The organism is Microcoleus sp. PH2017_28_MFU_U_A, from assembly GCF_020738035.1.
In the GTDB taxonomy this organism is placed as follows: Bacteria; Cyanobacteriota; Cyanobacteriia; order Cyanobacteriales; family Microcoleaceae; genus Microcoleus.
In genome coordinates this window covers 14,166-37,792 of record NZ_JAEQCX010000067.1, presented here as the reverse complement: position 1 = coordinate 37,792, position 23,627 = coordinate 14,166, and the positions used below count along the sequence as shown (strand labels likewise).

20 protein-coding genes are annotated in these 23,627 nt (G+C 45.1%); 11 read left to right on the top strand and 9 right to left on the bottom strand.

Annotated features, from left to right (window positions below):
* Positions 1-27: 27 nt before the first annotated feature.
* Positions 28-1,254 (bottom strand): RNA-guided endonuclease InsQ/TnpB family protein, encoded by a 1,227-nt coding sequence (locus JGK14_RS16860; protein WP_293193506.1) that lies wholly within the window; start codon positions 1,252-1,254, stop codon positions 28-30.
* 236 nt (positions 1,255-1,490) lie between these two features.
* Between JGK14_RS16860 and JGK14_RS16855 the strand changes: the two genes are divergently transcribed.
* Positions 1,491-3,689, top strand: coding sequence for a tetratricopeptide repeat protein (locus JGK14_RS16855; protein WP_325315292.1), 2,199 nt, complete (start codon positions 1,491-1,493; stop codon positions 3,687-3,689).
* 459 nt (positions 3,690-4,148) lie between these two features.
* Complete coding sequence (locus JGK14_RS16850) at positions 4,149-6,338, top strand: tetratricopeptide repeat protein (RefSeq protein WP_442921460.1); 2,190 nt, start codon at positions 4,149-4,151, stop codon at positions 6,336-6,338.
* 79 nt (positions 6,339-6,417) lie between these two features.
* Here the strand turns inward: JGK14_RS16850 and JGK14_RS16845 are convergent, their stop codons facing one another.
* The 3 genes from JGK14_RS16845 to JGK14_RS16835 form a co-directional block, all read right to left on the bottom strand.
* Positions 6,418-7,851 (bottom strand): protein adenylyltransferase SelO, encoded by a 1,434-nt coding sequence (locus tag JGK14_RS16845; protein ID WP_293271326.1) that lies wholly within the window; start codon positions 7,849-7,851, stop codon positions 6,418-6,420.
* 274 nt (positions 7,852-8,125) lie between these two features.
* Positions 8,126-8,677 carry an REP-associated tyrosine transposase gene (locus JGK14_RS16840; RefSeq protein ID WP_293178682.1) on the bottom strand — a complete coding sequence of 184 codons (552 nt, stop codon included), beginning with the start codon at positions 8,675-8,677 and terminating at the stop codon, positions 8,126-8,128.
* A gap of 312 nt (positions 8,678-8,989) precedes the next feature.
* Positions 8,990-10,606, bottom strand: coding sequence for a Ppx/GppA phosphatase family protein (locus tag JGK14_RS16835; protein ID WP_293207603.1), 1,617 nt, complete (start codon positions 10,604-10,606; stop codon positions 8,990-8,992).
* Positions 10,607-10,839: 233 nt separating this feature from the next.
* On the opposite strand from JGK14_RS16835, the gene JGK14_RS16830 reads away from it, so the two are divergent.
* The 6 genes from JGK14_RS16830 (at position 10,840) to JGK14_RS16805 (ending at position 17,279) form a co-directional block, all read left to right on the top strand.
* Positions 10,840-11,724 carry a 4-hydroxybenzoate solanesyltransferase gene (locus JGK14_RS16830; RefSeq protein ID WP_325315291.1) on the top strand — a complete coding sequence of 295 codons (885 nt, stop codon included), beginning with the start codon at positions 10,840-10,842 and terminating at the stop codon, positions 11,722-11,724.
* A 342-nt stretch (positions 11,725-12,066) separates the two neighbouring features.
* Entirely contained in the window at positions 12,067-15,786 is a 3,720-nt protein-coding gene (locus JGK14_RS16825) for a S8 family serine peptidase (protein WP_325315290.1), read from the top strand.
* A gap of 223 nt (positions 15,787-16,009) precedes the next feature.
* Positions 16,010-16,231, top strand: a complete 222-nt coding sequence (locus JGK14_RS16820; RefSeq protein WP_293193499.1) for a hypothetical protein — start codon at positions 16,010-16,012, stop codon at positions 16,229-16,231.
* Positions 16,189-16,551, top strand: coding sequence for a type II toxin-antitoxin system PemK/MazF family toxin (locus tag JGK14_RS16815; protein WP_293178661.1), 363 nt, complete (start codon positions 16,189-16,191; stop codon positions 16,549-16,551). The genes JGK14_RS16820 and JGK14_RS16815 overlap by 43 nt, the downstream gene beginning before the upstream one ends.
* A gap of 117 nt (positions 16,552-16,668) precedes the next feature.
* Positions 16,669-17,037, top strand: a complete 369-nt coding sequence (locus tag JGK14_RS16810) for a GIY-YIG nuclease family protein (protein ID WP_293218770.1) — start codon at positions 16,669-16,671, stop codon at positions 17,035-17,037.
* Positions 17,034-17,279, top strand: a complete 246-nt coding sequence (locus JGK14_RS16805) for a hypothetical protein (protein ID WP_293198317.1) — start codon at positions 17,034-17,036, stop codon at positions 17,277-17,279. Before JGK14_RS16810 ends, JGK14_RS16805 begins: the two co-directional genes overlap by 4 nt.
* A 183-nt stretch (positions 17,280-17,462) precedes the next feature.
* Here JGK14_RS16805 and JGK14_RS16800 read toward each other — a convergent pair whose 3' ends face one another.
* The 3 genes from JGK14_RS16800 to JGK14_RS16790 form a co-directional block, all read right to left on the bottom strand.
* Positions 17,463-17,789 (bottom strand): type II toxin-antitoxin system RelE/ParE family toxin, encoded by a 327-nt coding sequence (locus JGK14_RS16800; protein WP_293207609.1) that lies wholly within the window; start codon positions 17,787-17,789, stop codon positions 17,463-17,465.
* Positions 17,786-18,049, bottom strand: a complete 264-nt coding sequence (locus tag JGK14_RS16795; RefSeq protein ID WP_293178653.1) for a type II toxin-antitoxin system ParD family antitoxin — start codon at positions 18,047-18,049, stop codon at positions 17,786-17,788. The genes JGK14_RS16800 and JGK14_RS16795 overlap by 4 nt, the downstream gene beginning before the upstream one ends.
* 131 nt (positions 18,050-18,180) lie before the next feature.
* Positions 18,181-18,462 carry a toxin-antitoxin system, antitoxin component, Xre family protein gene (locus JGK14_RS16790; protein ID WP_293178650.1) on the bottom strand — a complete coding sequence of 94 codons (282 nt, stop codon included), beginning with the start codon at positions 18,460-18,462 and terminating at the stop codon, positions 18,181-18,183.
* A gap of 121 nt (positions 18,463-18,583) precedes the next feature.
* Between JGK14_RS16790 and JGK14_RS16785 the strand changes: the two genes are divergently transcribed.
* Positions 18,584-19,114 carry a hypothetical protein gene (locus JGK14_RS16785; RefSeq protein ID WP_293178648.1) on the top strand — a complete coding sequence of 177 codons (531 nt, stop codon included), beginning with the start codon at positions 18,584-18,586 and terminating at the stop codon, positions 19,112-19,114.
* Positions 19,115-19,519: 405 nt separating this feature from the next.
* Positions 19,520-20,515: a TPM domain-containing protein gene (locus tag JGK14_RS16780; RefSeq protein ID WP_293178644.1), complete on the top strand. Its 996-nt coding sequence runs from the start codon at positions 19,520-19,522 to the stop codon at positions 20,513-20,515.
* Positions 20,516-20,669: 154 nt separating this feature from the next.
* Here the strand turns inward: JGK14_RS16780 and wecB are convergent, their stop codons facing one another.
* Positions 20,670-21,785, bottom strand: coding sequence for a non-hydrolyzing UDP-N-acetylglucosamine 2-epimerase (gene wecB / locus JGK14_RS16775; RefSeq protein WP_293323970.1), 1,116 nt, complete (start codon positions 21,783-21,785; stop codon positions 20,670-20,672).
* A 353-nt stretch (positions 21,786-22,138) separates the two neighbouring features.
* Here wecB and JGK14_RS16770 point away from each other — a divergent pair, with 353 nt between their 5' ends.
* Positions 22,139-22,711, top strand: coding sequence for a pseudouridine synthase (locus tag JGK14_RS16770; protein ID WP_325315289.1), 573 nt, complete (start codon positions 22,139-22,141; stop codon positions 22,709-22,711).
* A gap of 40 nt (positions 22,712-22,751) precedes the next feature.
* Here JGK14_RS16770 and JGK14_RS16765 read toward each other — a convergent pair whose 3' ends face one another.
* Positions 22,752-23,591: a hypothetical protein gene (locus JGK14_RS16765; RefSeq protein WP_325315288.1), complete on the bottom strand. Its 840-nt coding sequence runs from the start codon at positions 23,589-23,591 to the stop codon at positions 22,752-22,754.
* Positions 23,592-23,627 lie beyond the last annotated feature (36 nt).

The following is a 23,627-nucleotide window of genomic DNA, read 5'->3' as shown; positions in this document are numbered from 1 at the left end:
CCTGATGGATTACCCTGTAGAAGCCAGTCATCCCCCGATTTCTCGGTTTCGACTGAACGAATCGCACTTGGCAGCACCATTTAAGTCTGCATTCACAATTATGCCATTATCTGACTGATATAAGCCACGTTTAATCCGCTTTCCAGATGCTTTCCACCCAGTTGGTTTTTGACCATATTTGGGTAGGGAGTCACCATCAAGAAAACTAGCTTTTGAAGTATATGCTTCTTCGGTTTTAAGAAATCTGATTCCGTGCAAATCGCACAGTTCTTTCAACCTATTTTTTAGCTTACCTAAAGGCATTTGAACAAATTTTTGATTGTTCAGTTTACCGAGATTACTGTTAGACTTAAAGCCTTCATTCCACCCAACTATCAGTGTGCCAATTCCGTATTTCAGACAATGGTTGACAATTAACTTTGCAGATTTATTGATGCCATCACGCATTTGGTGATTGCGTTTGCGAGTTACACGGTCTAGCCAATTATCCCAGTAACCTTCTGGTTTTCCTTCTTTTCTAGTTGCTACTTTCTTGTTCCACAATTGATTCATCGCTTTCATTGCACGAGAATCAATCAATAAAGAGTTTCCCAGCGTATCGACACAAGCTGCTAAATTGTCAGAAGTTCCTAAGTCAATTGACAATGCTTGACCAATGTCTAAATTATGTTGTTGTTTTTCAACCTCGTAGGACATTTCCAGGTAAAAATAACCATTTTTCGGGAGAATTGTAAACTCTTTCACTTGAGAAAAATCAAGATTCGATGGCATAGGCAAAAAGAATTCAGAAACTCCAAACCATCGCCTTACTGTTAAACCCAAGGAAAACCTTAACTGATTGCCAACAAGTTTTGGTCTTAAACCTCCAGAATTGGGATAAGCTACTTTAAACAACTTAGAGTTTTTCAGGTATCCCGGTGGCTTGGGGTTAAAATGTAATTGACCTTTGATATATAAATCTCTTAATTCTTTAAAAGATTTGAAGGCTTCTGTTACTGACATCAATGTTTGCTGCATTGGTGTTGATGGCAATGATTTAGCAACCATTGATTTTGTAACTGATGGTTCAAAAGATAAGTCAAATTTTCCAGTCAACAATTTTCCTGTTTTGAAAAAAATCTGACGAGCTAAATAAACACCACTGTTATACAGTTTACCTGATTGTTGACAGAGATACTCTAACAAGGCTTGAACTTCTTTGGTTGGAGACAGTAATATTTGCTGAACTCCCATTGTTTTTTTGGTTTTATTCACCTCTGTTTTCCTGAATATTGGTTGACTTGTCTGCTTTCAGCTATTATACTAGATATCTCAAGGTTCATCAACAAAATTTAGAAAGAAAGAAAGAAAGAAAGAAAGAAAGAAGACGGGGACTCTCATTCCCTCGTGCCGCTTCCCTCTCAGGACTGAAGTCTCTGAGTTTCCCGCATCCCGTATTGTTTTTATGATTGTATGCGATAATCGAACATTAACAGGGTAGAGGGCAGAGCATGATTGGTCAACTTCTCGACAGACGTTACCGCATCATTAAAGTCACAGACTCAAGTGAAGTGGGAAAAACTTATATAGCAGCAGATACTCACCGTCCCGGGTATCCGCAATGCACGGTTAGAGAAATGCGGCTCCTCGGCACCAGTTCGCAAACTCCAGAATTAGTCAAAATTATATTTCAAAGAAATGCAGAAATAATAGAAAAATTGGGCAAACACGACAAAATCCCCGAATTGTTGGCGTATTTTGAGGAAAACCAAAGTTTATACTTAATAGAAGAATTTATTGCCGGTCAACCTTTAAGCCAAGAATTTATACCTGGTGAACCTTGGGCTGAAGACGAAGTAATTGCTTTGCTATCATCCATATTAGAAGTTTTGGTGTTTATACACTCCAACGGTTTCATTCACCGCCGAATTCAACCAGACAGAACAATTCGACGCGAGTCAGACGGCAAATTTGTGTTGATTGACTTTAGCTTAGACAAAGAAATTAACCCGGAGCTCGTTAATTCTCATTTGTTGGCGCCAACATCCCCAAATTCTGTTAAAAAGCCTTTGGGAAAAAAACCGGAGTTGGCTGCTGAAACATTATATGTGCCGATCGAGCAATCGCAAGGCAACCCCCGCTACAATAGCGACATCTATGCTCTAGGTACGATCGCCCAGCTTGCGGTAACGGGACTATCGCCCGAGAAACTGAGTGCCTTAAAAAACCAAGGCGAAATTTCCTGGCGCGATCGGGCGACTTGTTCGGCGGCTCTAGCAGATATTATCGATCGAATGGTGCGCTCCGACTGCGAGGAACGATATCAGGAAGCCGCCGAAGTTTTGGCAGACCTCCAACAAATCGCTGTAAAATGGGAGGCTGGGCGATCGCCAGCCACCATCATCACCGACACGATAAATCAATTTCAGCCGAGACAGCGCCCAACCAAACTGTTGCTGTTTGCAGCCATAGCCGCAGCTTCGATATTGACAGCACTGATAATTTACTTTTGGCACAGTCAAAGTCCGGCGAGGGCCAAAGAATTGTTCGCCCGCGGTGTTGCGAAGGCGCAGCAAGGTGACAAAACAGGCGCGATCGCCGATTATACCCAAGCGATCGCCCTCAATTCCAGCGATGCCGAAACTTTCTACAAGCGGGCTAACGCTCGCTACGACATGGGCGCCACCGAGCAAGCAATTGCCGATTACACCCAAGCACTTAAAGTCAATCCCAGCCACACCAAAGCCATCTACAATCGAGCTCTCGCCCGCCGCGACACCGGCGACAAGCGGGGGGCTCTGGAAGATTTTACCCAAGTATTGCGGCTCAATCCTAACAACGGTGACATATATTATCAGCGGGGTTTAGCCTATTACGATTTGGCAGACTACCGCGCGGCAATTGAAGACTACACTCAAGCAATTCGGCTCAATCCCAACGATGCTACAGCATACAGCAATCGGGGTTTAGCTCGATCGGCCGACGGCGACAAAACCGGAGCAATGGCGGATTTTACCCAAGCGATTCAAATTAGCCCCAAGGAAGCTGGGGTTTACTACAGTCGGGGTCGATCGCGCTTTAATCTAGCAGATTATCAAGGAGCGATGGAAGATTACAGTAGGGCGATCGAATTGGAACCGAACCAAGCTGATGCTTATACCAATCGGTGCAGCGCTTACTTAAATTTAGCAACCTACGACAAAGCGATTGAAGATTGCAGCCGAGCAATTCGCCTCGATCCCAAAGATGAGGCAGCTTACAACAACCGCTGCATTGCTCATCTGAATTTAAAGCAATTTCAAAAGGCCAGCGAAGATTGCAGTTTGACGATCGGACTCAACAGCAACAATCCCAAAGCATACAGCAATCGAGGATTAGCTCGATCGGCTTCAGGAGACAAGCAGGGGGCCGTCGAAGATTTCACTCAAGCAATTAAGCTCAATCCCAGCGATGCAGTAGCTTACAGCAATCGCGGTACTATTTACTCAGAACTCAAAAATTACCCTTTAGCGGTTGAGGATTTCGCTCAGTCGCTACGGCTCAACCCCAACAATGCTAGCGCTTTTTACAGCCGAGGTCTCGTCCGCCGCCAACTCAAAGATCGGGCTGGGGCGATCGAGGATTTTCAGAAAGCTGCAACACTGTTTCTAGAACAAGGAAGAGCCGATGGTTTTCAAAACGCACAAGCACAGATCAAAGATTCTAAATAAACTATTAGTCATTAGTCATTAGTCATTGGTTATTGGTTATTGGTTATTGGTTATCAGTCATTAGTAATCAGTCATTAGTCAGTAGTGCGATCGTCCCCGCTCGCGAACGTTATCAGTCATTAGTGTCATTAGTCAGTAGTGCGATCGTCCCCGCTCGCGAACGTCATCAGTCATTAGTAATCAGTCATTAGTCAGTAGTGCGATCGTCCCCGCTCGCGAACGTTATCAGTCAACCGTCAACCGTCAACCGTCAACCGTCAACCGTCAACCGCCAACTGCCAACTGTCAACTGTCAACTGTCAAATGTCATTAGCAAAAATGAAAAATCAAGAACAAAAAAGGAAACAGCAAAAATCACCAATTACGAATTACCCATTACCAACTCCCCCTTCCCAGTTACCAATTCGCAATTATCAATTACCAATTACCAATTACCACTTCTCAAATTCCGATATGAACATGGTTGGTCAACTTTTAGACAGGCGTTATCGCGTAGTCCAAATCCTCAGCTCGGGAGCCTTCGGACAAACTTATTTAGCAGTCGATACTCGCCGCCCAGGTCACCCTCAATGTGTAGTCAAACAACTGCGCCCTCCCAGCAACACTTCCACAGTTCTCAAAACAGCTTACCGATTATTTAAACAAGAAGCAGAAATATTAGAAAAACTGGGAAAACACGATCAAATTCCTTTTTTACTAGCTTATTTTGAAGAAAGCAATCAATTCTACCTCGTAGAAGAATTTGTACCCGGCCACGCCCTCAATCGGGAAATTGTGGCCGGTCAACCTTGGCGCGAAGAAAGAGTGCTGGATCTGTTGGAAGAAGTGTTAAAAGTTCTCGCTTTCGTACACTCTCAGGGAGTGATTCACCGCGATGTTAATCCCTCCAACTTAATCCGCCGCAAACCAGACGGCAAATTAGTTTTAATTGACTTCGGCTCGGTTAAAGAAGTTGCCAATCACGCCAGCGAGTACGATACAGAATTTCCGCGCACCATTGCGACGGGAACTCCGGCTTATATGCCGATCGAACAATTTCAAGGCAACCCGCAATTTAGCAGCGACCTCTATGCCGTCGGGATGATGGCGATCCAAGCTATCACTGGTTTGCCCGGTACGGATTTGCCAAAATTGCAAGATCCGAGTCCTTCTCACACTGGGGAAATTGTTTGGCGAAACCGAGCTCAATGTTCTCAGGCACTGGCAAATATAATTGACAAAATGGTCTGCCACCAATTTAGCAAACGCTATCCATCGGCTGAGGAAGTTTTGGCCGCTCTCAGCAAGCTGAAACACCGCCAAGAGCCTGGAAATACGGCTCAAAATAAAAATATTTCTCCGTCGAGCTTACTGTCTTCCAATACTTTTTCTTCAGGTTTGGGAAGTCGGTTTTGGTGGCTGATATTCGCTGGCTGCGGGGCGATTGCTATGGTATTTCTGTTTAATTATTGCAGCCGCCCGAATCCGATCAAAGCCAAGGAATATTACGAAAAGGGAGTAGCAAAGTCTCGCAATCAAGATGCGGCAGCAGCTTTGCAGGCTTTTGACAAATCAATTCAATTAAATCCTAACAATGGTGAGAGTTTTTATCAGCGGGGTAATGCTAATTATGATTTAAAAAAATATCAAGAAGCAATTGCCGATTATTCTCAGACGATCGCTCTCAATCCTCAATATTTTAAGGCTTATTTTAACCGAGGGCTGGCCCGTCGCGATTTCAACGATAAGCGCGGAGCGATTGAGGATTACACTCAGGTTTTGAAGCTCCAGCCCAACGATGTTGATGCCTACTATGAAAGAGGAGTGACTTATTTAGAAATGCAAGATTACAAGACGGCTATTGGGGATTTGACTGAAGTAATTCGGTTGCAGCCGAACTTGGTTAAAGCTTATCATTCGCGGGGGTTGGCTCGGGCTGGGAGCAGCGATTTGCAGGGGGCGATTGGAGATTATACTGAGGCAATTAAGCTCGATGCTCAGAATGTGGATGCTTTGTACAGTCGGGGGAGAGCGCGCTTTCACCTAGGAGATTATCAGGGAGCATTGGCGGATTATAGTCAGGTAATTGCGATCGATCCCAAGAGTGGAGATGCTTACGCGAATCGTTGCAGCACGCAGTTGAATTTAGGAGCTCATCAAGCCGCAATTGACGATTGCACTCAGGCAATTTCGCTAAGCGAGGAAGATGGGGTTCCCTATAACAATCGCTGTATTGCTTATTTAAATTTGAAGGATTACCCGAAAGCAATTGCCGATTGCACTCAAGCGACAACACTAAATCCCAAGGATTATAATGCTTTCAGCAATCGCGGTTTAGCTCGCAGTGCCGGGGGAGATACACAGGGGGCGATCGCCGATTTTACCGCAGCAATCGGGCTCAATCCCAACGATGCTGAAGCTTACGCCAATCGGGCCAAGGTTTACCAGCAGTTAAATAATTCCAATAGTGCGATCGCCGATTACGTGCAAGCCATTCGGATCAATCCGAATTATGCTGGTGCTTACTACGGTAGAGGCATGGTTAGGCGATCGTTAGGAGACAAAGCAGGAGCAATTAGCGATTTCGAGAAAGCAGGCAAAATCTTTCTCGATCAAGGACTTACCGGCGGTTACAAAGACGCACAATTTGAGATTGACAAACTCAAATAATTCTTAGGTACGTAGTTGCGCTTCAGCGCTCTTTTGCATATATATAAGAAAGAGCGCTGAAGCGCAACAACGTACCTTACTAACCCTCTGGATTTTGAATTCGCTCAACCAAATCATAAAAAGGTTGCCAATTATCCTCAAGAGCGATCGGTTCCCAAACAGCCTCAATCGTCGGCCTCAACAGCGATTGTTCCGGATTGTGCTGGCGCAACCTGTCCGCCATCTTATCCATATCATCCGCCGATAAACTTTGCAAAACGTGACAATAAAACTCCCGCCAAGGTGCTAACAACTCCGTCGCTTCGGCCTCGCTAAAAATTTGATTGACATCATCTCGCCAAGTGCGATTAAACTGTCTTCGCAATTGAAAAAAGAAATCATGATAATCAACTTGAGACTCCGCCAGCATCTTAATTGTCAGCTTCAAAAGCTCATCACCATCAGCCTCAGACAAATCCTCAAATCCCAACCTATTCAGCATCAACTGTCGGTAAGTAGTATTATAATACCCACCAAACTTAGCCAAAGCAGCATCCATATCAGCTTTAGGAATAGCGGCTGCTAGCGGTTGCTGAAGCTTCTCCAAATTCCCGTGACAAATAAACGGTTGATTGCCGTAAGCATAAAGACCATAATAGTCAAAATAAGCTGCTGTAAACTTCGGATTATAAGTCGGAATAAACGCAAAAGGCCCGTAATCAAAACTTTCACCAGTAATCGACATATTATCAGTATTCAGCACCGCATGACAAAAACCTGCCGCCATCCACTGAGCGACCAATTCGGCTACACGCTTGACTAAATCCGCATAAAATAGCGCATACTTTTCTTCCGGTGAAATACCAGAATTGCTAGCTTCTAGATGCAGTTTAGGATAGTAATATTCAATGACAAAATCTAAAAGTTTTTTAATTAAGTCCGGGCGACGGATATAATTTAGCCTTTCAAAAGTGCCAAAGCGGATGTGAGAGTGGCTAAAACGCACCATCACGGACGATCGCGTCGGAGAAGGTTCATCACCCCGCCACAAAGCATCACCCGTTTCAACCAAACTAAAACAGCGAGACGTGCGAACTCCCAATCGGTGCAAAGCTTCAGCCGCCAAAACTTCGCGAACTCCCCCCTTGAGAGTGAGTCTACCATCAGCGCTGCGCGAGTAGGGAGTGCGGCCGGAACCTTTAGTGCCGAAGTCGTAAAGTCTGCCATCAGTACCGCGAACTTGGCCGTACAAAAAGCCTCTACCGTCGCCTAAATTCGGGTTGTATTCGTTGAATTGATAGCCGTGGTAGCGGAGTGCGAGAAAGGGACGCACGCAGTGAAATTTGCCGAATGCTTGAATGAAATCTTCGTCGGTTACTTGTGCCGGATCTAAGCCCAATGTCGGCAATAATTGGTCGTTGCGGAAGCGGAGGATGTGCTGCGGAAAATCTGCCGCCGGGACTTCATCAAAGTAGTCGCCACCGAGGGATTCGAGGGCGGGTTCGTAGTTGAGGGAAAGCAAGGGATTTGACATTTGTCTATTTTATGTTGAAAATGTTGAAATTGGCAACTCATTGTAGGGTGCGTCTGTTGTAAAAATTTTAAACGATAGACAGAGAATCTTCGGCTGACGCACCCTACGGTTAGTTATTGTAGGGTGCGTCTGTTGTAAAAATTTTAAACGATAGACAGAGAATCTTCGCCTGACGCACCCTACGGTTAGTTATTGTAGTTATTGTAGGGTGCGTCAGTTGTAAAATTTTGAACGATAGACAGAGAATCTTCGCCTGACGCACCCTACGGACTCACTACTCGTGACCAATATGTGCCGGAATATCTGGGATGTCATTTGCTCCCCAATCTTCAGGATAAATGCTTTGGGCAACAAATCGATGGAAGCTAGAATATTGCCAATCTTTGGGGGACTGGCATAAACCATGTTTGACTGGATTGTAATGAATATAATTGCAATGATTAGCATAGTCTGTTTCATCTCTAATTAAATGTTCCCAAAATCTTCGCTGCCAAAGATTTCTTTCTTTCCGTTTTTTTCGAGATGGGCTAATTTCGGCTTGTATTCCTAATTTATCAGCGCATTCATGTGTGACAAAAGTTTTAATGAATCGCCAACGAGTTGCATAATTGTTATCACCCTCTGGTAGTGTCCAAATACAATGTATGTGATTTGGCAATAAAACAATTGCCTCAATTGAAAAAGGGTAAAGTTGCTGGACTCGGAGCAGGGATTTTCGTAAAGATTCCCGAGCAATATCGCTGCACAGCCAAGGAATTCTTTGATAAGTGACTTGGGTGAAAAAGTAGGTTGCTCCGGGTATCGTGGCTCTCCGGTAGTTCGACATAATATTGAGTTAGTAGTCGTTAGTTATTGTCGGGTGCGTCAGGACTGAATGTTTTCTGACATTGCTGATTTTTTCGCCTGACGCACCCTACGGTTAGTTATGGACAGACAGATAATCTTCGGCTGACGCACTCTATGGTTGGTTATTATCGTTATTGTCGGGTGCGTCAGGACTGAATCTTTTCTGACATTGCTAATTTTTTCGCCTGACGCACCCTACGGTTAGTTATTGTAGGGTGCGTCAGGACTAAATGTTTTGACGACATACAGATAATTTTTGCCTGACGCACCCTACAGTTGCTCTACCTCCTATTTAAACTGCCACCAAAGTAGGCTCTAAAGTTGCCACTAATTTCAGATTGTACTCATCCTCAAAACACGGCTTTTTATAATCTAAACTCCACAGTTCCAAAGCACAATCGTCACCGGGATTGAGCGGTTGCAGCCGCAAGTGAAACTCTCGAACTTCCGGGCGGTGTTCGCATTTGAAATCAGTAATTGCCCCAATCTGCCGCCTATCCAAAGCCACAGCCAACCGCAGAAATGGATGCAATTTACTAACGACTTCTCGGTATCTTTTCGGGAGAATGACAAAATTTTCGTGTTTCTTTTTTGGAGGATTTTTCCGGTGATAGCGAGCTATATTGGCAATTACTTCAATCTCAGTTTCAGTGTATCCCAATAATTCACCATTGCGAATTAAATAGTAAGAATGCTTGTGGTGCGCCGAATGGCTGACGTACAAACCGCTGTTATGCAGAATCGATGCCGCCCACAGCAACTCGCGTTCTTCGCTTCCCCAATTGTGCAGAATTCCTTGGGTTTGGTCGAATAAATTGAGTGCAAATTCGGCGGTTCTTTCGCTTTGTTGTAAGTTAACTTGATATTTTTGGGCCATGTGCAGAACACTGCGCTGGCGGATTGAACCTTGATAGCGCAATCGGTTTTCAATCAAACCCCGACTTAGCATCCAGTCAACAATGACGCCTTCTCTTAAAGATCGATCGCACACCGTGAGGGATTCCATACCTAATAATGCCATCGCTTCCTGCAAAATCAACGCCCCGGCGAGAATAATTTCCGCCCGCTTATCCGACATTCCGGGAATCGCCAGCCTTTCGGAGTAGGAAAGTTTGCGGAAACGATTGACTAGCTCGCGCAAATCTTTTAAACTTAACTGATATCCAGCCAGCGGACTCGGAACTGTTCCCAACTTTTCGCGAGCGTTAATTGCAGCCAGAGTTTCGATGGTTCCCGCAGTGCCGATCAAGCGCAGATGTTCGCCTATCTTGAATTGCGATCGCAATTCGTCGATCGGTCTTTCCAGCGAAATCCGAATATAAGCTTGCAAATAGGCAAACTCCTCCCGGCTAATCGGGTCAGTTTTGACAAATTCTCCTGTTAAGCGCACAGCACCAATTTTGGTACTGGTGAGACAGCGCGGTTCAGAACTATCTCCTAAAATTAACTCAGTAGAACCGCCACCAATATCAATAATCACCTGCGATTGATTGTTAAATTCCATTCCCGAAAGAACACCGAGATAAATTCTCCGCGCTTCTTCTTGTCCGGAAATTAAGCTCACATTCAAGTCTAATTCGTCAGCAACTTGTTTGAGAAAATCCCGCCCGTTAGGCGCTTCTCGAACCGCACTGGTAGCCACAGCGATGACTTGTTCAGCATTAAAAGTTTTAGCAATATCTTGAAAACGGCGCAAAGTTGCGATCGCCCTTTCCATCACTTCAGACTTCAAACACCCTGTTTTAGCCTCACAATCACCCAACCGAACCGTATCTTTTTCTCTAGCAATAATCGCAAACGCAGGCAATTTCGGATCGATCCGCGCCACCACCATATGAAACGAGTTAGTACCCATATCAATAGCGGCAATAATGCGATTTGACTCCGCAGCAGCAAGTGAATTAACCATTGGAGTGTATCGGGGTTGACAGATATTTATAATTATTTCACGAATCCAGTGAGGCGCGATCTTAAATCAGCAAAAATCGGGAATTAGGGCATAGGGCATCGGGCATGGGGCATCGGGCATGGGGCAAAGAGGGCATCGGGACATACATCACTTTTTTGAGAACCGCTATAGTAGGTGATTTTGCCTAAAATTTGATAGAATTTAAAGCTAAAAATCTAAAATCTAGAATTGAAATGCTTATAGAGCCCGATCGCCAATCTGAATCTACACTACTTACTATCATCCGGCTGTTGAGATGGGACAAGCCAGCAGGAAGGCTAATTTTAATGATTCCAGCCCTGTGGGCCGTCTTTTTAGCAGCAGACGGAAAGCCGCCCTCCGCATTGGTAGGGGTGATAGTGTTGGGTACCTTAGCCACGAGTGCGGCGGGATGCGTCATCAACGACTTGTGGGATCGCGATATTGACCCGGAAGTAGAAAGAACGCGATCGCGCCCCCTTGCATCCCGCGCCCTAAAAGTGCAAACTGCGATCGGAGTCGCTGTAATTTCCTTTGCTTGCGCCGCCATTCTCGCTTTTTATCTCAATCCTTTAAGTTTCTGGCTGTGTGTCGCCGCCGTACCAGTAATTATCTGTTACCCGCTAGCAAAAAGATTTTTTCCCGTGCCGCAATTAGTGTTATCAATTGCCTGGGGATTTGCAGTTTTAATTAGTTGGAGTGCCGCCGTCAATAAATTAGAATTAGCCACTTGGTTGTTGTGGGGTGCAGTAGTCTTGTGGACGATGGGATTTGATACAGTTTACGCGATGAGCGACAAAGAAGATGACTTGCGTGTGGGCGTCAATTCCAGCGCTATCTTTTTCGGGGATAACGTAACTAATGCTGTGGGTTTTTTCTTTGTTGGTACTGTCGGTTTGTTAGCAGCAACGGGAATTAATCTGCACTTGCACGTCGGTTTTTGGATAGCAATTTGTGCGGCGGCAATTTTGTGGTTTTTGCAGTACAGTCAACTGCGGAAGGCGGATATTCCCAAGCCTGTTTACGGTGAAATCTTTCGCCAAAATGTTTGGGTTGGGTTTGTCATATTGGCGGGAATGATTGTTGGGGAGATTTTTTAGCCTGCGGTTGGAAACCGCGCCTACACAAACAAAACCCACCTACGTGGGTTAAATAAGTCCACTAAGCCTCTCCAATAATGATTGTGGAACAGGCATCTTGCCTGTTCAAGACTGGCTTTTCTGACGATCGTACCTTCTATGTAAAGTTATATTACAAAAACAGAAACTTCGCATAAAAACTCCGACGCACTCCTGATAGATAAGTAGCGGCGGAAGTTCAGCGAGTTTGACCCACCCTCTGTGTAAAGTTATATTACAAAAACAGAAACTTCGCATAAAAACTCCGACGCACCTCTGATAGATAAATGTCAGCCCAAATTATTGGATTAATCAAGGTGCACCATGTCTAATATATCGATCGGCAATTTAAGCGACAACTATATCTCGATCGACTTCGCAGGTAAAACTGACCCCACAGACACCTATCGTTTTAATCGGCTGAATCCGGGTAGCTTTCGAGTTACGGCGGTCGGATTTAGTTCCATTGTTGGGATGCAGCTTCTCGACACTCAGGGAAAAGTCGTCAAAGATATCGAAACCAACGGCACAAATTCGGGCACTTTTAGCATCGATAATTTGGGCGCAACAAATTATGCACTAAAAATCTCTGCACCTTCGCGCGATACAAATTATCAAGTTACTTTAACCCCAGACGGAAAAGTCGATCCGCTGACAGGCTTAGGCGTTACCTCCGGTTTCTTCACTCCCGATTCAACTGGTCAAGTTGGTTTTGACTGGCTACATGACGGCGGCAATTATAAAGGTGAAGTTGCCATTTTTAGCGTACAAGGTATGGAGAACTTCGATCCTAATTCTGAGGAATTTATCAAAGAATCAGCAAGACGAGCTCTGACAAATTCTACCTTTGGTCACGTCGTAATTTCTGACTCCATAGAAGGTGCAAATCCGCTATTTAACGGCGGTTTAGGAGAGGAAAACTATAACGAGGGACAGTACAGTGGCGCGAAAAAATTTGGGATGAAACCGGGAGATGCTTTTGCGGTGATGTTAGTACCAAATGGTACTGTGCGAGATATCTTTAACAATCCGGGTGCGGACGGTGACAAACGTCCGTTATTATCTTTATCTAGCCTGAATCCAGATGATGCTTTTTTGTTTGGTCAAATAGCAGATGTGACTGGCACCGGCAAGGCATTTGCGATGGAAGATCAGCGAGTCGATCGGGGTTCTGATAAAGATTACAACGATTTAGTTTTCAAGTTGACTGGTGCGACTGGTAAGGCTGTGTCGATCGACAAAGTGATCGATAAGAGCAAAGATTGGACTAAACTCGATGGCGGCAAGAAATTGATCGAGTATGTCACTCCAACACCGCCTGTAGCGACAACGCCACCAGTTGTTGTACCGCCGACAACTCCGCCAGTTGTTGTACCGCCGACAACTCCGCCTGTAGCGACAACGCCACCAGTTGTTGTACCGCCGACAACACCTCCAGTTGTTGTACCGCCGACAATGCCGCCAGTTGCGACAACACCGCCTGCTGTTGTACCGCCAGTTGCGACAACACCGCCTGCTGTTGTACCGCCGACAACGCCACCAGTTGAGACAACACCGCCTGCTGTTGTACCGCCGACAACACCGCCAGTTGCGACAACACCGCCAGTTGCGACAACACCGCCTGCTGTTGTACCGCCGACAACGCCACCAGTTGTGACAACGCCACCAGTTGCGACAACACCGCCTGCTGTTGTACCGCCGACAACACCGCCAGTTGCGACAACACCGCCTGCTGTTGTACCGCCAGTTGCGACAACGCCACCTGCTGTTGTACCGCCAGTTGAGACAACACCGCCAGTTGCGACAACACCGCCTGCTGTTGTACCGCCAGTTGCGATCGCACCGCCTGTAAGAGTAAAACCTCCGATCGCCCCCCCAACTCCTTCACAACCACCTAAGATCGACCCAAAACTGCCTGTAATTGAACAACCGATCGACACTGAAGCGCCTATCCCTATCAGTGTGGCGCCAACGGTCGATCGCACTTTTGTAGGCATCATCGATACTGGGTTTGCTGCGAAGAATCCCGATTTGGATTATTCTAAAGTGACCTTGGGGCGCGATCGCATCGACAAAGACAGCAACCCGTTGTTAAATGCTGGAGAAGGGAACGAACACGGCACGTTTAGCTGGGGTTTAGTAAGTGCAATTCAAGGGAATGATATCGGGATTGATGGCTACAACGATGGGGCGAATGTTTACCTAAGTCGGGCAATTGGTTCGGGGGAATGGGATTTAGCTTTAACTGATTTTGTAAGTGAAGCGAAGGGACAAAAGAAGAAGAATGCGATCGCACTTCTTCCCCTGGATTTAACTCAAAAGAATGCTGACGGTAGCATTACTACTCGTTACGAGTTTACAGCGCGGGAGCGTGCGGCTTTGGAAAATGCGCGTCAAAATGGGGTGCTGTTGGTTGTAGCGGCTGGTAATGACGGCGGTGTGATGTCGGTTTTGGGTCAATCTTCTCAGGAGTTTGACAATATTATCACGGTTGGTTCGTCGGATGGTTTTGGGCGATCGGATTATTCGAGTTACGGCTACGGTTTGGATATTTTAGTGCCCGGTGGAACAATTGAAAATCCGACTTTATCGACTGTTGGCGATGATGTCGGTCAAATGTCGGGAACTTCGGCATCCGCAGCTAAGGCGGCGGGAATGTTGTCTAAGGTTTGGGATAGCAATCCTGCTTTGAGTGTGACTCAGGTTATCGATGTTTTGACTGGAAGTGCGATCGATTTGAAGGAGCCCGGATGGGATGAGGAAACGGGTTTTGGGGTGGTGAATTTGAATAAGGCTGTGCAAGTGGCGAAGGAAACAAAGCCGCAAAGTTACACGCCTAGTCCTTTCTTGAGTCCGACAACTTGGGGTTTAGAAGGACTGGTGACACCCTTAGAAAGGGCGACGGCCGATCAGTTTAGTGGCAATGGCAAATACTATGATTGGCAATCTTACACTCTTAAGTTTGGAGATACCCTCAGTCAAATTGCATTCGACACAATGGGCGATGCTTCTGCTGCTGCTTACAACTGGATTGCTAAACGCAACAATATTCCAGAGGCTAGTAAGATTCAGGCTGGGGCTACAATTCAGATTCCCAAAGAAGTATCAGCACCTCAGCCAGTTAACCCAGGCCCAATTAATCCAATTCCACCTAGTTCAATTTCTGTCAATGGACGCACCATTAGTGGCAATTTTTATCCTGTTTTTCAGAATTACAAAGGAACACTTGGCAATCCCATTTCAGATGTCGTCAATTATGGTAGTACCAGCTATCAACTATTTGACAAAGGGTCAATTATTAGCAGTAAAAATGGAACTTTTCCGCTTTACGGTGGCATCCGTCAGGCATTCTTGAATACAGGTGGCTTAGAAGGCTGGTTGGGAGCTCCGAAGAGTGAAGAAAAGGGGCTGGGGAATGGGAATATCATTCAATACTTTGATAAGGGCTACATCTACTGGAATGGTGGTAAGGCAACTGCTTACAAAGAAGGTAGCGGTATTCCAGTTGATCAGACTCAAAATCTTGGTAATCAACCACTTTTGAATAATACAAATTCTCAACCTTCTCTCTTTGCTAATCCAACTTCATTTAATCCTTTAGTCGGATTCAATAATCCTTTACAAGGTGCTGGCAGCCTGACACAAGGACCTGGTGGTTCAACTTCACATACCGGCAGAGCGCAATATGCCATTGATTATGGTGTTAACTTGGGTACACCTGTATATGCCATGCGTTCAGGTACAGTGAAAAGAGTAATAGATGCCTATTCAGACACAGGTGGTGGCCCAGAAAAAGCGAATCAAGCAAACTTAGTTACGATTGAGCATGATGGAGGATATCGTTCTGCTTACTTACATCTACAACGTGGATTTAGTTCAAAAGTAGCAGGGGGAATAAAGGAAGGTAATACTGTCAAAGCAGGACAGCTAATTGGGTACAGTGGCAATTCGGGTTGGAGTACAGGTCCTCACTTGCACGTAGAAGTTCATAGACCAAATAGTAATGGTACTTTTGGTCAGACTGTCGCATTCCGAATTAGTTAATTTCTTCTAAATTGTGTCAGGCGATCGCCCATAATTCATCAAACGATCGATCGCCCTTCTTACATCCGCGTTAATCTGCGTCCATCTGCGGTCAAAAAAGATCGATCGCCCTTTCTAACAATTCAGAAGGGCGATCGCCCTTATTTTGCATTCAACTCACAAATAATTGTCAGTTCAGCCAATTATTGCTAAAATGATCCCAAAATACTATTCTGATTAGCCAATGAGCAACATCTCTATCAGCTTGCCAGATGACTTACTCACATACGTCAATCAAAAAGCGCCAAACCCCAGTGCTTTGATCGAATCTCTCTTAAAACAATGGCGAAAACAACAAGAAAACCAAGCTTTAGCAGAAGCTTGTAAGCTAATTGACGAATTAGATTTAGGATGGGATGAGGAATGGCAAGCTCAAGCGATTACCGACTGGGAAGTATCTGGATAGCTAGATTCGATCCGTCAGTAGGAACAGAAATACGCAAAACGCGACCGGCATTAGTGATTTCTGGTACGTTGTTTAACGAGCGACGCAGCAAAGTGACTGTTTTGCCGTTTACCTCCGCTCGTGCTCACGATCCTCGGATTTCTGCTGCTGTAATATTAGTACCCGCATCCCCACAAAATGGTTTAGATGCAGACAGTTTGCTAGTCTGTGTCGATCTCATGACTTTCGACAAAACGAGATTAGTACAGCAAGTCGGCCAATTGGAATCCGAGCTATTTTCCCAAGCTCAAGAGATTTTGCAGCGCTATTTGGAATTATAGCGATCGCCCGACGCTAACTCTCACCAAAAATAAAAGCGAGATCCATTTTGGAACTATCCAAAATGGATCTCGCTTCTGCTTGTAGGATGGAATAACCGCTTCCATCTCCCAATTTCCATGACCACCCCCATCCAGCAAGAAGCCCGCCAAATTCTCGACACTCTCGCCTTTACCCCCTTCGATAGATGCAATCCCCTCAGCCGCGACTTCGACACCATTCCTGCTAAAGTTGGTTTGTACGCCTTTCGACATCGCACCGAAGGATTGCTCTACATCGGCAAAGCCAAGAACCTCCGCGATCGACTCCGAGGCGGTCACAAAGCCTTTCTCTGGGGCTGGCTCGATCGCTACGATCCAGATGATGTAAGGATCGCCTTTGTTACCCTCAACCAATGGCAAAAACCAGGGTTATTATATGAATTAGAAACCCTCATCCTGCAAGCTACAAATCCTCCCTACAACGTTAAAATCCCCAGAGAACAATGAATCATACCCTCAACATCCAACACTTGCCACCATCCGCTATTCATTCGCTGATGACCCATTTGCCGGACTATGTGAAAGTCGCCCTGATGGAAAAAGCTACGCAGCTAGAATGCTCTCTGGAAGCTGCGATCGAAATGGCGATCGCTAGTTTTCTAGACTCAGAAGCTTTCAGCTTTGAAGATTGCCTATTATCGCAACGTCTTCAGGAATCAGAACTGGTAGAATCTTCGCAAAGGAAATAGGGAACGATCGCCATTTCTCAGGATAATTCAGAAAGGCGATCGACCATAATTCATCAAACGAGCGATCGACCTTCTGACATCCGCGTTAATCTGCGTCCATCTGTGGTCAAAAAAGAGCGATCGCCCTTTCTAACAATCCAGAAGGGCTATCGCTCTTCAACTTCCCATCTCAAGACTAAAGATTTATTCATTCTCATCAACATTATCAAAAATATCTTCGATGTCCCGTGCTCCGTGAATCACACGCAAAATTTCTACCCCTGAGTCTATGAGACGGTAGAAAATCAGATATCTTCTAAAACCTTTAATAGCTTGTTGTCGCACATCGATTAAATTCGGATGAGAAAATTGACAGCCTTTTCCCATTTTTGGCGTTTGGGCTAATTGTTTAAACGTTTCTTCCGCCGACACAAGAAAGCGATCGGAAGCATCCATATTATCTTCCGCAATGTAAGTTGCCAATTCAATTAAATCGCGGATAACTTGCGGACGTTTTTGGATCGAGGTCATTTTTCTCCCTGCAACCCCTGATTCTGGGAAATACGCGATCGCACAGCTTGACGAATCTCCATCCAATTTTCCTCCGTCATAGCGGTAGGATTTCCCGATTCCAAACCCTCTAATAACATCGCTTCCAAACGTTCTGAAGCTTTACGTTTTTGGTCTTGGCGAATTAACTCACGGAAATACTCGCTAGCTGTACTATAACCACCTTGGGCTACCTGTGCTTCTATATAAGTTCGCATTGAGTCAGGTAGAGAAATATTCATGCTTGTCACGGGTATTACTTACCTCATTTAACTCGTTATTTTTAATATGGCAGATTTTGCCATTTTTTGTCAAGTCTCATAACCACTAATTTTTTAATAATAAAATGGGAAAGGGCGATCGCTTCGTAATATCAATACTCCGTCAATTCTTGCAAGTCTGTATCTTCCTTATAGATTTCTGCATAGAGAGCCGCAGATTCTTCCAATTGCTCCGCATACTCCGCATCCTCTGGGTTATCCCAAATTTTAGCAAAAGCTGCTTCTGAGAGTTTGGTCACAGTATCAACTAGAACACCAGCTTCACTTCGCGTTAATAGGAAGTCGATAAAATCTTTTAATACCGTAATTTTATCTGGCGGTAAACTACGAATTTTTTCCATCAGCTCTGCTTCTGGGTTTTGGGTGATACTCATTTGAGCTACCACTTATTTATTGATAAGATAGCATATACTTGATATTCCGTCAATATTGCGATGTTGCAGAAACGATCGCCCAAACTGGTAAAATCCTAGCAAATCCCAGATGAAATCCCAAATGAGAGTAAGCAAATTCAACTTTTGTGCGATCGCAATTTTCCTAACTTTGGGCATTTTCGGCAGTACCAAAGCAGACGGAGGAATTGCACAGTTCAGTTTCAGCAACAAATCCACTCAAACTTTAGCACAAACCCTCCCTCCTCCTCCGCCTCCTGCTCCTGCCAAATTACCTGTCACCGAACAAGAAGGCCCGCCAATTACTAGCGAATCCGTGCCGGATCAAATAGCTTTAGCAACCCATTTGCAGACTATCAAAGCTAGAATGTTCGGTGCTTACTGGTGTCCTCACTGTCACACGCAACAAGAACTTTTCGGCCAACCCGCATTTACCGCGATTACTTACATTGAGTGCGATCCCAGAGGTAAAGATGCTCAACCAGATTTGTGCAAAGCAGCTAATATTAAAGCTTATCCCACTTGGGAAATTCGCGGTAAATATTACACTGGTAGGCTATCTTTGGAAAAAATTGCTATCTTATCGGGTTATAAAGGCAGCAGGAATTTTCAGCCACAACTTCCCTCTCCTTAAATATATCTAAATTAGGAATGAGAATTAAATAACTTACAATTTTAATTATTCTGGGATGGGCGTCCCGCCGGTCCAGAAAAGACGGGCGGGACGCCCATCCGACAAATATGTGTAAGTTATTAAATTTTCGTTCCTTAGTTGACGACACTCGCCCACTAAAAAACCGGGTTTTTGAACCGAGATTGACGGTTTTAGGCAAAAATTTTGGTTAAAAACCCGGTTTCTTGCCACCTGCGCGTCTAGCAGTATAAATGTAAGGCGCACAAGCACCTGAATTTATGACTTTTATGAATCGAGCTTATGAATAATATGAATTGACGTAAAAGCGAGATAATTATTTAATGGTACTTAGGCGGACATATCTATTTTAATTCCAAATTAGCACTTATTCACGAGACTGAAACGATGCACTTACAATCTAGGAAAAAACTAATAACTTTCAGCAGTTTGCTGTGCTTGTCAGCAATTGTATTTCCGGTAGCCAGCCAAGCTATAACTGTACAAGAAGTACCGAATCCACGCCAAAATCACACTTGGGTAACAGATAAAGCAAATATTCTCAGCGACAGCACGGAAATTCAGCTAAATCAGGTGATTGCGGAGTTGGAGGCGAAAAATGGCTCAGAAATTGCAGTGGTGACAGTGCCTGATACTAAGCCATCCGCGACACCCAAAGCATTTGCTACAGAATTATTTAACTCTTGGGGAATTGGCAAGAAAGGTAAAAATAACGGAGTTTTATTGTTGATTTCGTCGGGGGAACGCCGCGTTCAGATTGAAACTGGTACCGGGATTCAAGGCATTTTGCCGGATGCGAAAACTGTGAGTATTATTCAAACGGAAATTACGCCCAAATTTAAACAGCAAGACTTTGACGGGGGGACATTGGCGGGGACAAAGGCGTTAGTTAATGTTTTGCAAACTCCGATCGCAAATGTGCGATCGCAAAACGCGCTACCTTTGGCTCCCATAGTACCAGGACAAGGCGTACAACCGTCTGCAAATACTCAATCTCAAAATACGCTGCCTTTGGCTCCCATAGTACCAGGACAAGGGGTAACACCGTCGCCAATACCTGCTCAATCGCCAGTTGTTACGGATGATAACTCATCAGGTGGCGTGTTCATATTTTTCTTAATCCTTGCCTTGCCTGTGTTATTGATAGGATGGATAATTCGGTCTATTATGTCCAGTTCCCGCTCTTCTTCTAATAGTCGCAGGCGTCATTACGGTAATAGAACCAGCGGTAATAGCACCAACGGTTACGGTAGCAGTAGTAACGATTACAGTAGCAGTAGCAGTAGCAGTAGTAGCGATTACAGTAGTAGCAGCAGTAGCGACTCGGGCGGTAGCTTTGGTGGTGGTGACTCTGGGGGTGGTGGCGGTGGTGGGGATTACTGATAGTTGTAAGGTGCTCTTCGGCGCACCCTATTTGAGCTTGATTTATACATTTTCCCTAGAATGACCACAATCATATTGGTTTGTAGTGAGGACTTTAGTCCTCGGATGGATGCGGACTAAAGTCCTCACTACAAACCTTTTTTAGGATTAACTTTTACTCCGAAAAGTAGTCTGTAACTATTTTCAAAATTCGGGAGGAGGCTAAGCCGTCGCCAAAGGGATTAATTGCCATTGCCATCGCGTCGTAAGCTTTAGAATCACTCAGCAATTCTGCGGCTTTTGCTGTAATTGTATCAGAATTTGTACCGACAAGTTTAGCAGTGCCTGCGGAAACTGCTTCTGGCCTTTCTGTGGTTTCTCGCAATACTAAAACTGGCTTACCCAAACTCGGTGCTTCTTCTTGCAATCCGCCTGAATCTGTCAAGATTAAATGACTTCTCTGCATCGCTCCTACTAATTCTGCGTAATCTAATGGTTCTGTTAAAAAGATTCTTGAATGGTCGCCCAATAGAGCTTTTAATGGTTCCCGGACTGTGGGATTTCGGTGTAGTGGTAAGAGCAAGGCTGTGTCGGGAAATTTATCTAAGATTTGAATAAATGCCTTGGCAATTCCTGCTAATGGTTTGCCCCAATTTTCGCGGCGGTGTACTGTTGCTAAAATGGTGCGATGTTGGCTCCAATCTAAGTTGGGAATGTTGCATTCGGGTTCGCGTTTGGCGACAGATAGCAAAGCGTCGATGACTGTGTTGCCTGTACGGTGAATTTCTCCCAAAACGCCCGATCGCACTAAATTATCCGCAGCCAGCGCTGTTGGGGCAAAATGCAGCCGTGTGAGCTGCGAAATCAACCGCCGATTAGCTTCTTCGGGATAGGGATTGAACACGTCGTCAGTCCGCAATCCGGCTTCTACGTGACCTACGGGTATTTTTTGGTAGAATGCAGCCAAGGCAGCGGCAAAGGCTGTCGTTGTATCTCCCTGTACTAAGACGATTTCTGGCTGCAACTCTTTAAACAAGGCTTCCAAACCATGCAAACTCCGGGAAGTGATATCTGTCAAGCTTTGCTGGTGCTGCATAATGGCTAAATCTCGATCGGCTTTCAGGTCGAACATCTGCATCACTTGCTCGACCATTTCTCGGTGCTGACCGGTTAAAATTACTTGGGTGTCAAAGTTTGGCGATTTTTTGAACAGTTGAATTACTGGGGCTAGTTTAATCGCTTCCGGGCGAGTTCCTAGGACTATGCAAACGCGGTGTGTGGCTTCGGGCATATTCATTCAGTTGACAGTTGACAGTTGACAGTTGACAGATGAGGGCGAACTCTACCTGGCAGTCCGAGGATTGGAGTAATGAATAGTCTTCTTTTAATTTCTACCTACAAGGGTTCCGGCTTTAAACCAATTCTTTGTGGTAAAATATAGTTAAGTTTATTGATGCTCGCATTTTGACTACTTTCAAGAACAGGCAGGATGCCTGTTTCACAAGAATTCAATGTTTTTGTATGCACGCGAACCGGCACATAAATAAATGATTGCTTTGGCGCAGAATGTTAGTTCATCCGAATCTACTTAATGTTAAAATTATCTCGATCATTGGAGTTTTTTAATCTTTAATTTAATTTATTATGCCATATCGATACATTTTATTTTACAAACCTTACGATGTTTTAACTCAATTCACTGACAATTCAGGGGAAACTAAACGCAGCACTCTTAAAGATTTTATTTCGATTCCTGATGTTTATGCCGTCGGCAGGCTCGATCGCGATAGCGAAGGTTTGCTACTGTTAACCGATGACGGACAAATGCAGCACCGCCTCAGCGATCCGAAATTCGCTCATCCCCGCACTTACTTGGTGCAGGTGGAAGGGATTCCTGATGCTGGTGCGATCGCCCGTTTGCAAACTGGTGTCACCATTCAAGATTATCGGACTCGATCGGCAAAAGTGCAATTATTGTCCGCAGAACCCGAATTGCCGCCCCGCGAACCCCCGATTCGATTTCGCAAACACATTCCGACAGCTTGGCTGGAAATGACTCTCACCGAAGGCCGCAACCGACAAGTGCGCCGGATGACGGCAGCAGTGGGGTTTCCGACGCTGCGGCTGGTGAGAAGCGCGATCGGGCATTTGCGTCTGGAAAGCCTCAAACCCGGTGAATGGCGCGAAATAACTCAAACAGAAATCAAACTATTTTAAGATTTGCACAGAACAGGATCGGGAGCGTGCATTGTGCACTCTAATTTTTGGGAGGCAAAATAAAACTTTCCTTTCCATCCCGATCTTTTTGCACCCGAGCTCCCAACTTGACAAGAGCTTGTTTTGCCCTTTGACGAACCAACTTATCAGTTGTTTGATAATAAACCGCGCTCCAAGCATTAAACCGCACCGGCACGCTATCTGGATCTCGGCGCAAAAACTCAGCAGTTGCTCGAAACATCGGCGCCAATTTCTTCCCATCCGGGGTTTTTTCCACCCACTCAGCAGCCATTTCGTGAGAGCGAATTGACTCGGGAATGTCTCCCAACAGCAGTAACTCATCAAGACCTTTTGTTCGCCACACTATCCACGCTTGGGGATGAATTTGCGGCGACAAGGCGTTAGTACCCCGCTCGATGAACTTAATAGCAGTTTCAGGTTTTCCCTGATAAAAAGAAACGGCTGTTGACAGAAACAGGTAGATGTCAGCCCACCTGGGGTCGCGCTGGGTAACTATGTCAAAATAATCTTGGCCCAGATTGTAGCCGGTCACATTTCGTGCTTCGTCATCGCCAAAATACTGCAAAAATTTGAGAAATGTCCAATCTGCAATTAAATTGTCAAACCCAAAACTAGGGAGATTTTTGAGCATTTTCAGCCGCAGGGCTTCTTGCTGGGCTTCTTGCTGGGCGGCTTGCTTGAAACTAGCAGCAGATATTGCAGAGAGCGGCTTTTGCTCCTCAACGCCAACTGAGGTCATTCCGCCTAATTGCCCGATCGACTGCATGGTAATGACTCCAGCCAGCGCTGCTGCACCGATAACTCCATTAACGAGCAGACTCAACCACTTACGCGAAAAATTTTCGATTTTAGTTTCCATGAGACATTTAAATCCAAGTTTTAAATTAAGTTTATT

Coding starts and splice junctions, on each gene's coding strand:
- JGK14_RS16855 (WP_325315292.1), top strand. CDS start 1,491: ATGATTGGTCAACTTCTCGACAGACGTTACCGCATCATTAAAGTCACA.
- JGK14_RS16850 (WP_442921460.1), top strand. CDS start 4,149: ATGGTTGGTCAACTTTTAGACAGGCGTTATCGCGTAGTCCAAATCCTC.
- JGK14_RS16845 (WP_293271326.1), bottom strand. CDS start 7,851: ATGTCAAATCCCTTGCTTTCCCTCAACTACGAACCCGCCCTCGAATCC.
- JGK14_RS16840 (WP_293178682.1), bottom strand. CDS start 8,677: ATGTCGAACTACCGGAGAGCCACGATACCCGGAGCAACCTACTTTTTC.
- JGK14_RS16835 (WP_293207603.1), bottom strand. CDS start 10,606: ATGGTTAATTCACTTGCTGCTGCGGAGTCAAATCGCATTATTGCCGCT.
- JGK14_RS16830 (WP_325315291.1), top strand. CDS start 10,840: ATGCTTATAGAGCCCGATCGCCAATCTGAATCTACACTACTTACTATC.
- JGK14_RS16825 (WP_325315290.1), top strand. CDS start 12,067: ATGTCTAATATATCGATCGGCAATTTAAGCGACAACTATATCTCGATC.
- JGK14_RS16820 (WP_293193499.1), top strand. CDS start 16,010: ATGAGCAACATCTCTATCAGCTTGCCAGATGACTTACTCACATACGTC.
- JGK14_RS16815 (WP_293178661.1), top strand. CDS start 16,189: ATGGCAAGCTCAAGCGATTACCGACTGGGAAGTATCTGGATAGCTAGA.
- JGK14_RS16810 (WP_293218770.1), top strand. CDS start 16,669: ATGACCACCCCCATCCAGCAAGAAGCCCGCCAAATTCTCGACACTCTC.
- JGK14_RS16805 (WP_293198317.1), top strand. CDS start 17,034: ATGAATCATACCCTCAACATCCAACACTTGCCACCATCCGCTATTCAT.
- JGK14_RS16800 (WP_293207609.1), bottom strand. CDS start 17,789: ATGACCTCGATCCAAAAACGTCCGCAAGTTATCCGCGATTTAATTGAA.
- JGK14_RS16795 (WP_293178653.1), bottom strand. CDS start 18,049: ATGAATATTTCTCTACCTGACTCAATGCGAACTTATATAGAAGCACAG.
- JGK14_RS16790 (WP_293178650.1), bottom strand. CDS start 18,462: ATGAGTATCACCCAAAACCCAGAAGCAGAGCTGATGGAAAAAATTCGT.
- JGK14_RS16785 (WP_293178648.1), top strand. CDS start 18,584: ATGAGAGTAAGCAAATTCAACTTTTGTGCGATCGCAATTTTCCTAACT.
- JGK14_RS16780 (WP_293178644.1), top strand. CDS start 19,520: ATGCACTTACAATCTAGGAAAAAACTAATAACTTTCAGCAGTTTGCTG.
- wecB (WP_293323970.1), bottom strand. CDS start 21,785: ATGCCCGAAGCCACACACCGCGTTTGCATAGTCCTAGGAACTCGCCCG.
- JGK14_RS16770 (WP_325315289.1), top strand. CDS start 22,139: ATGCCATATCGATACATTTTATTTTACAAACCTTACGATGTTTTAACT.
- JGK14_RS16765 (WP_325315288.1), bottom strand. CDS start 23,591: ATGGAAACTAAAATCGAAAATTTTTCGCGTAAGTGGTTGAGTCTGCTC.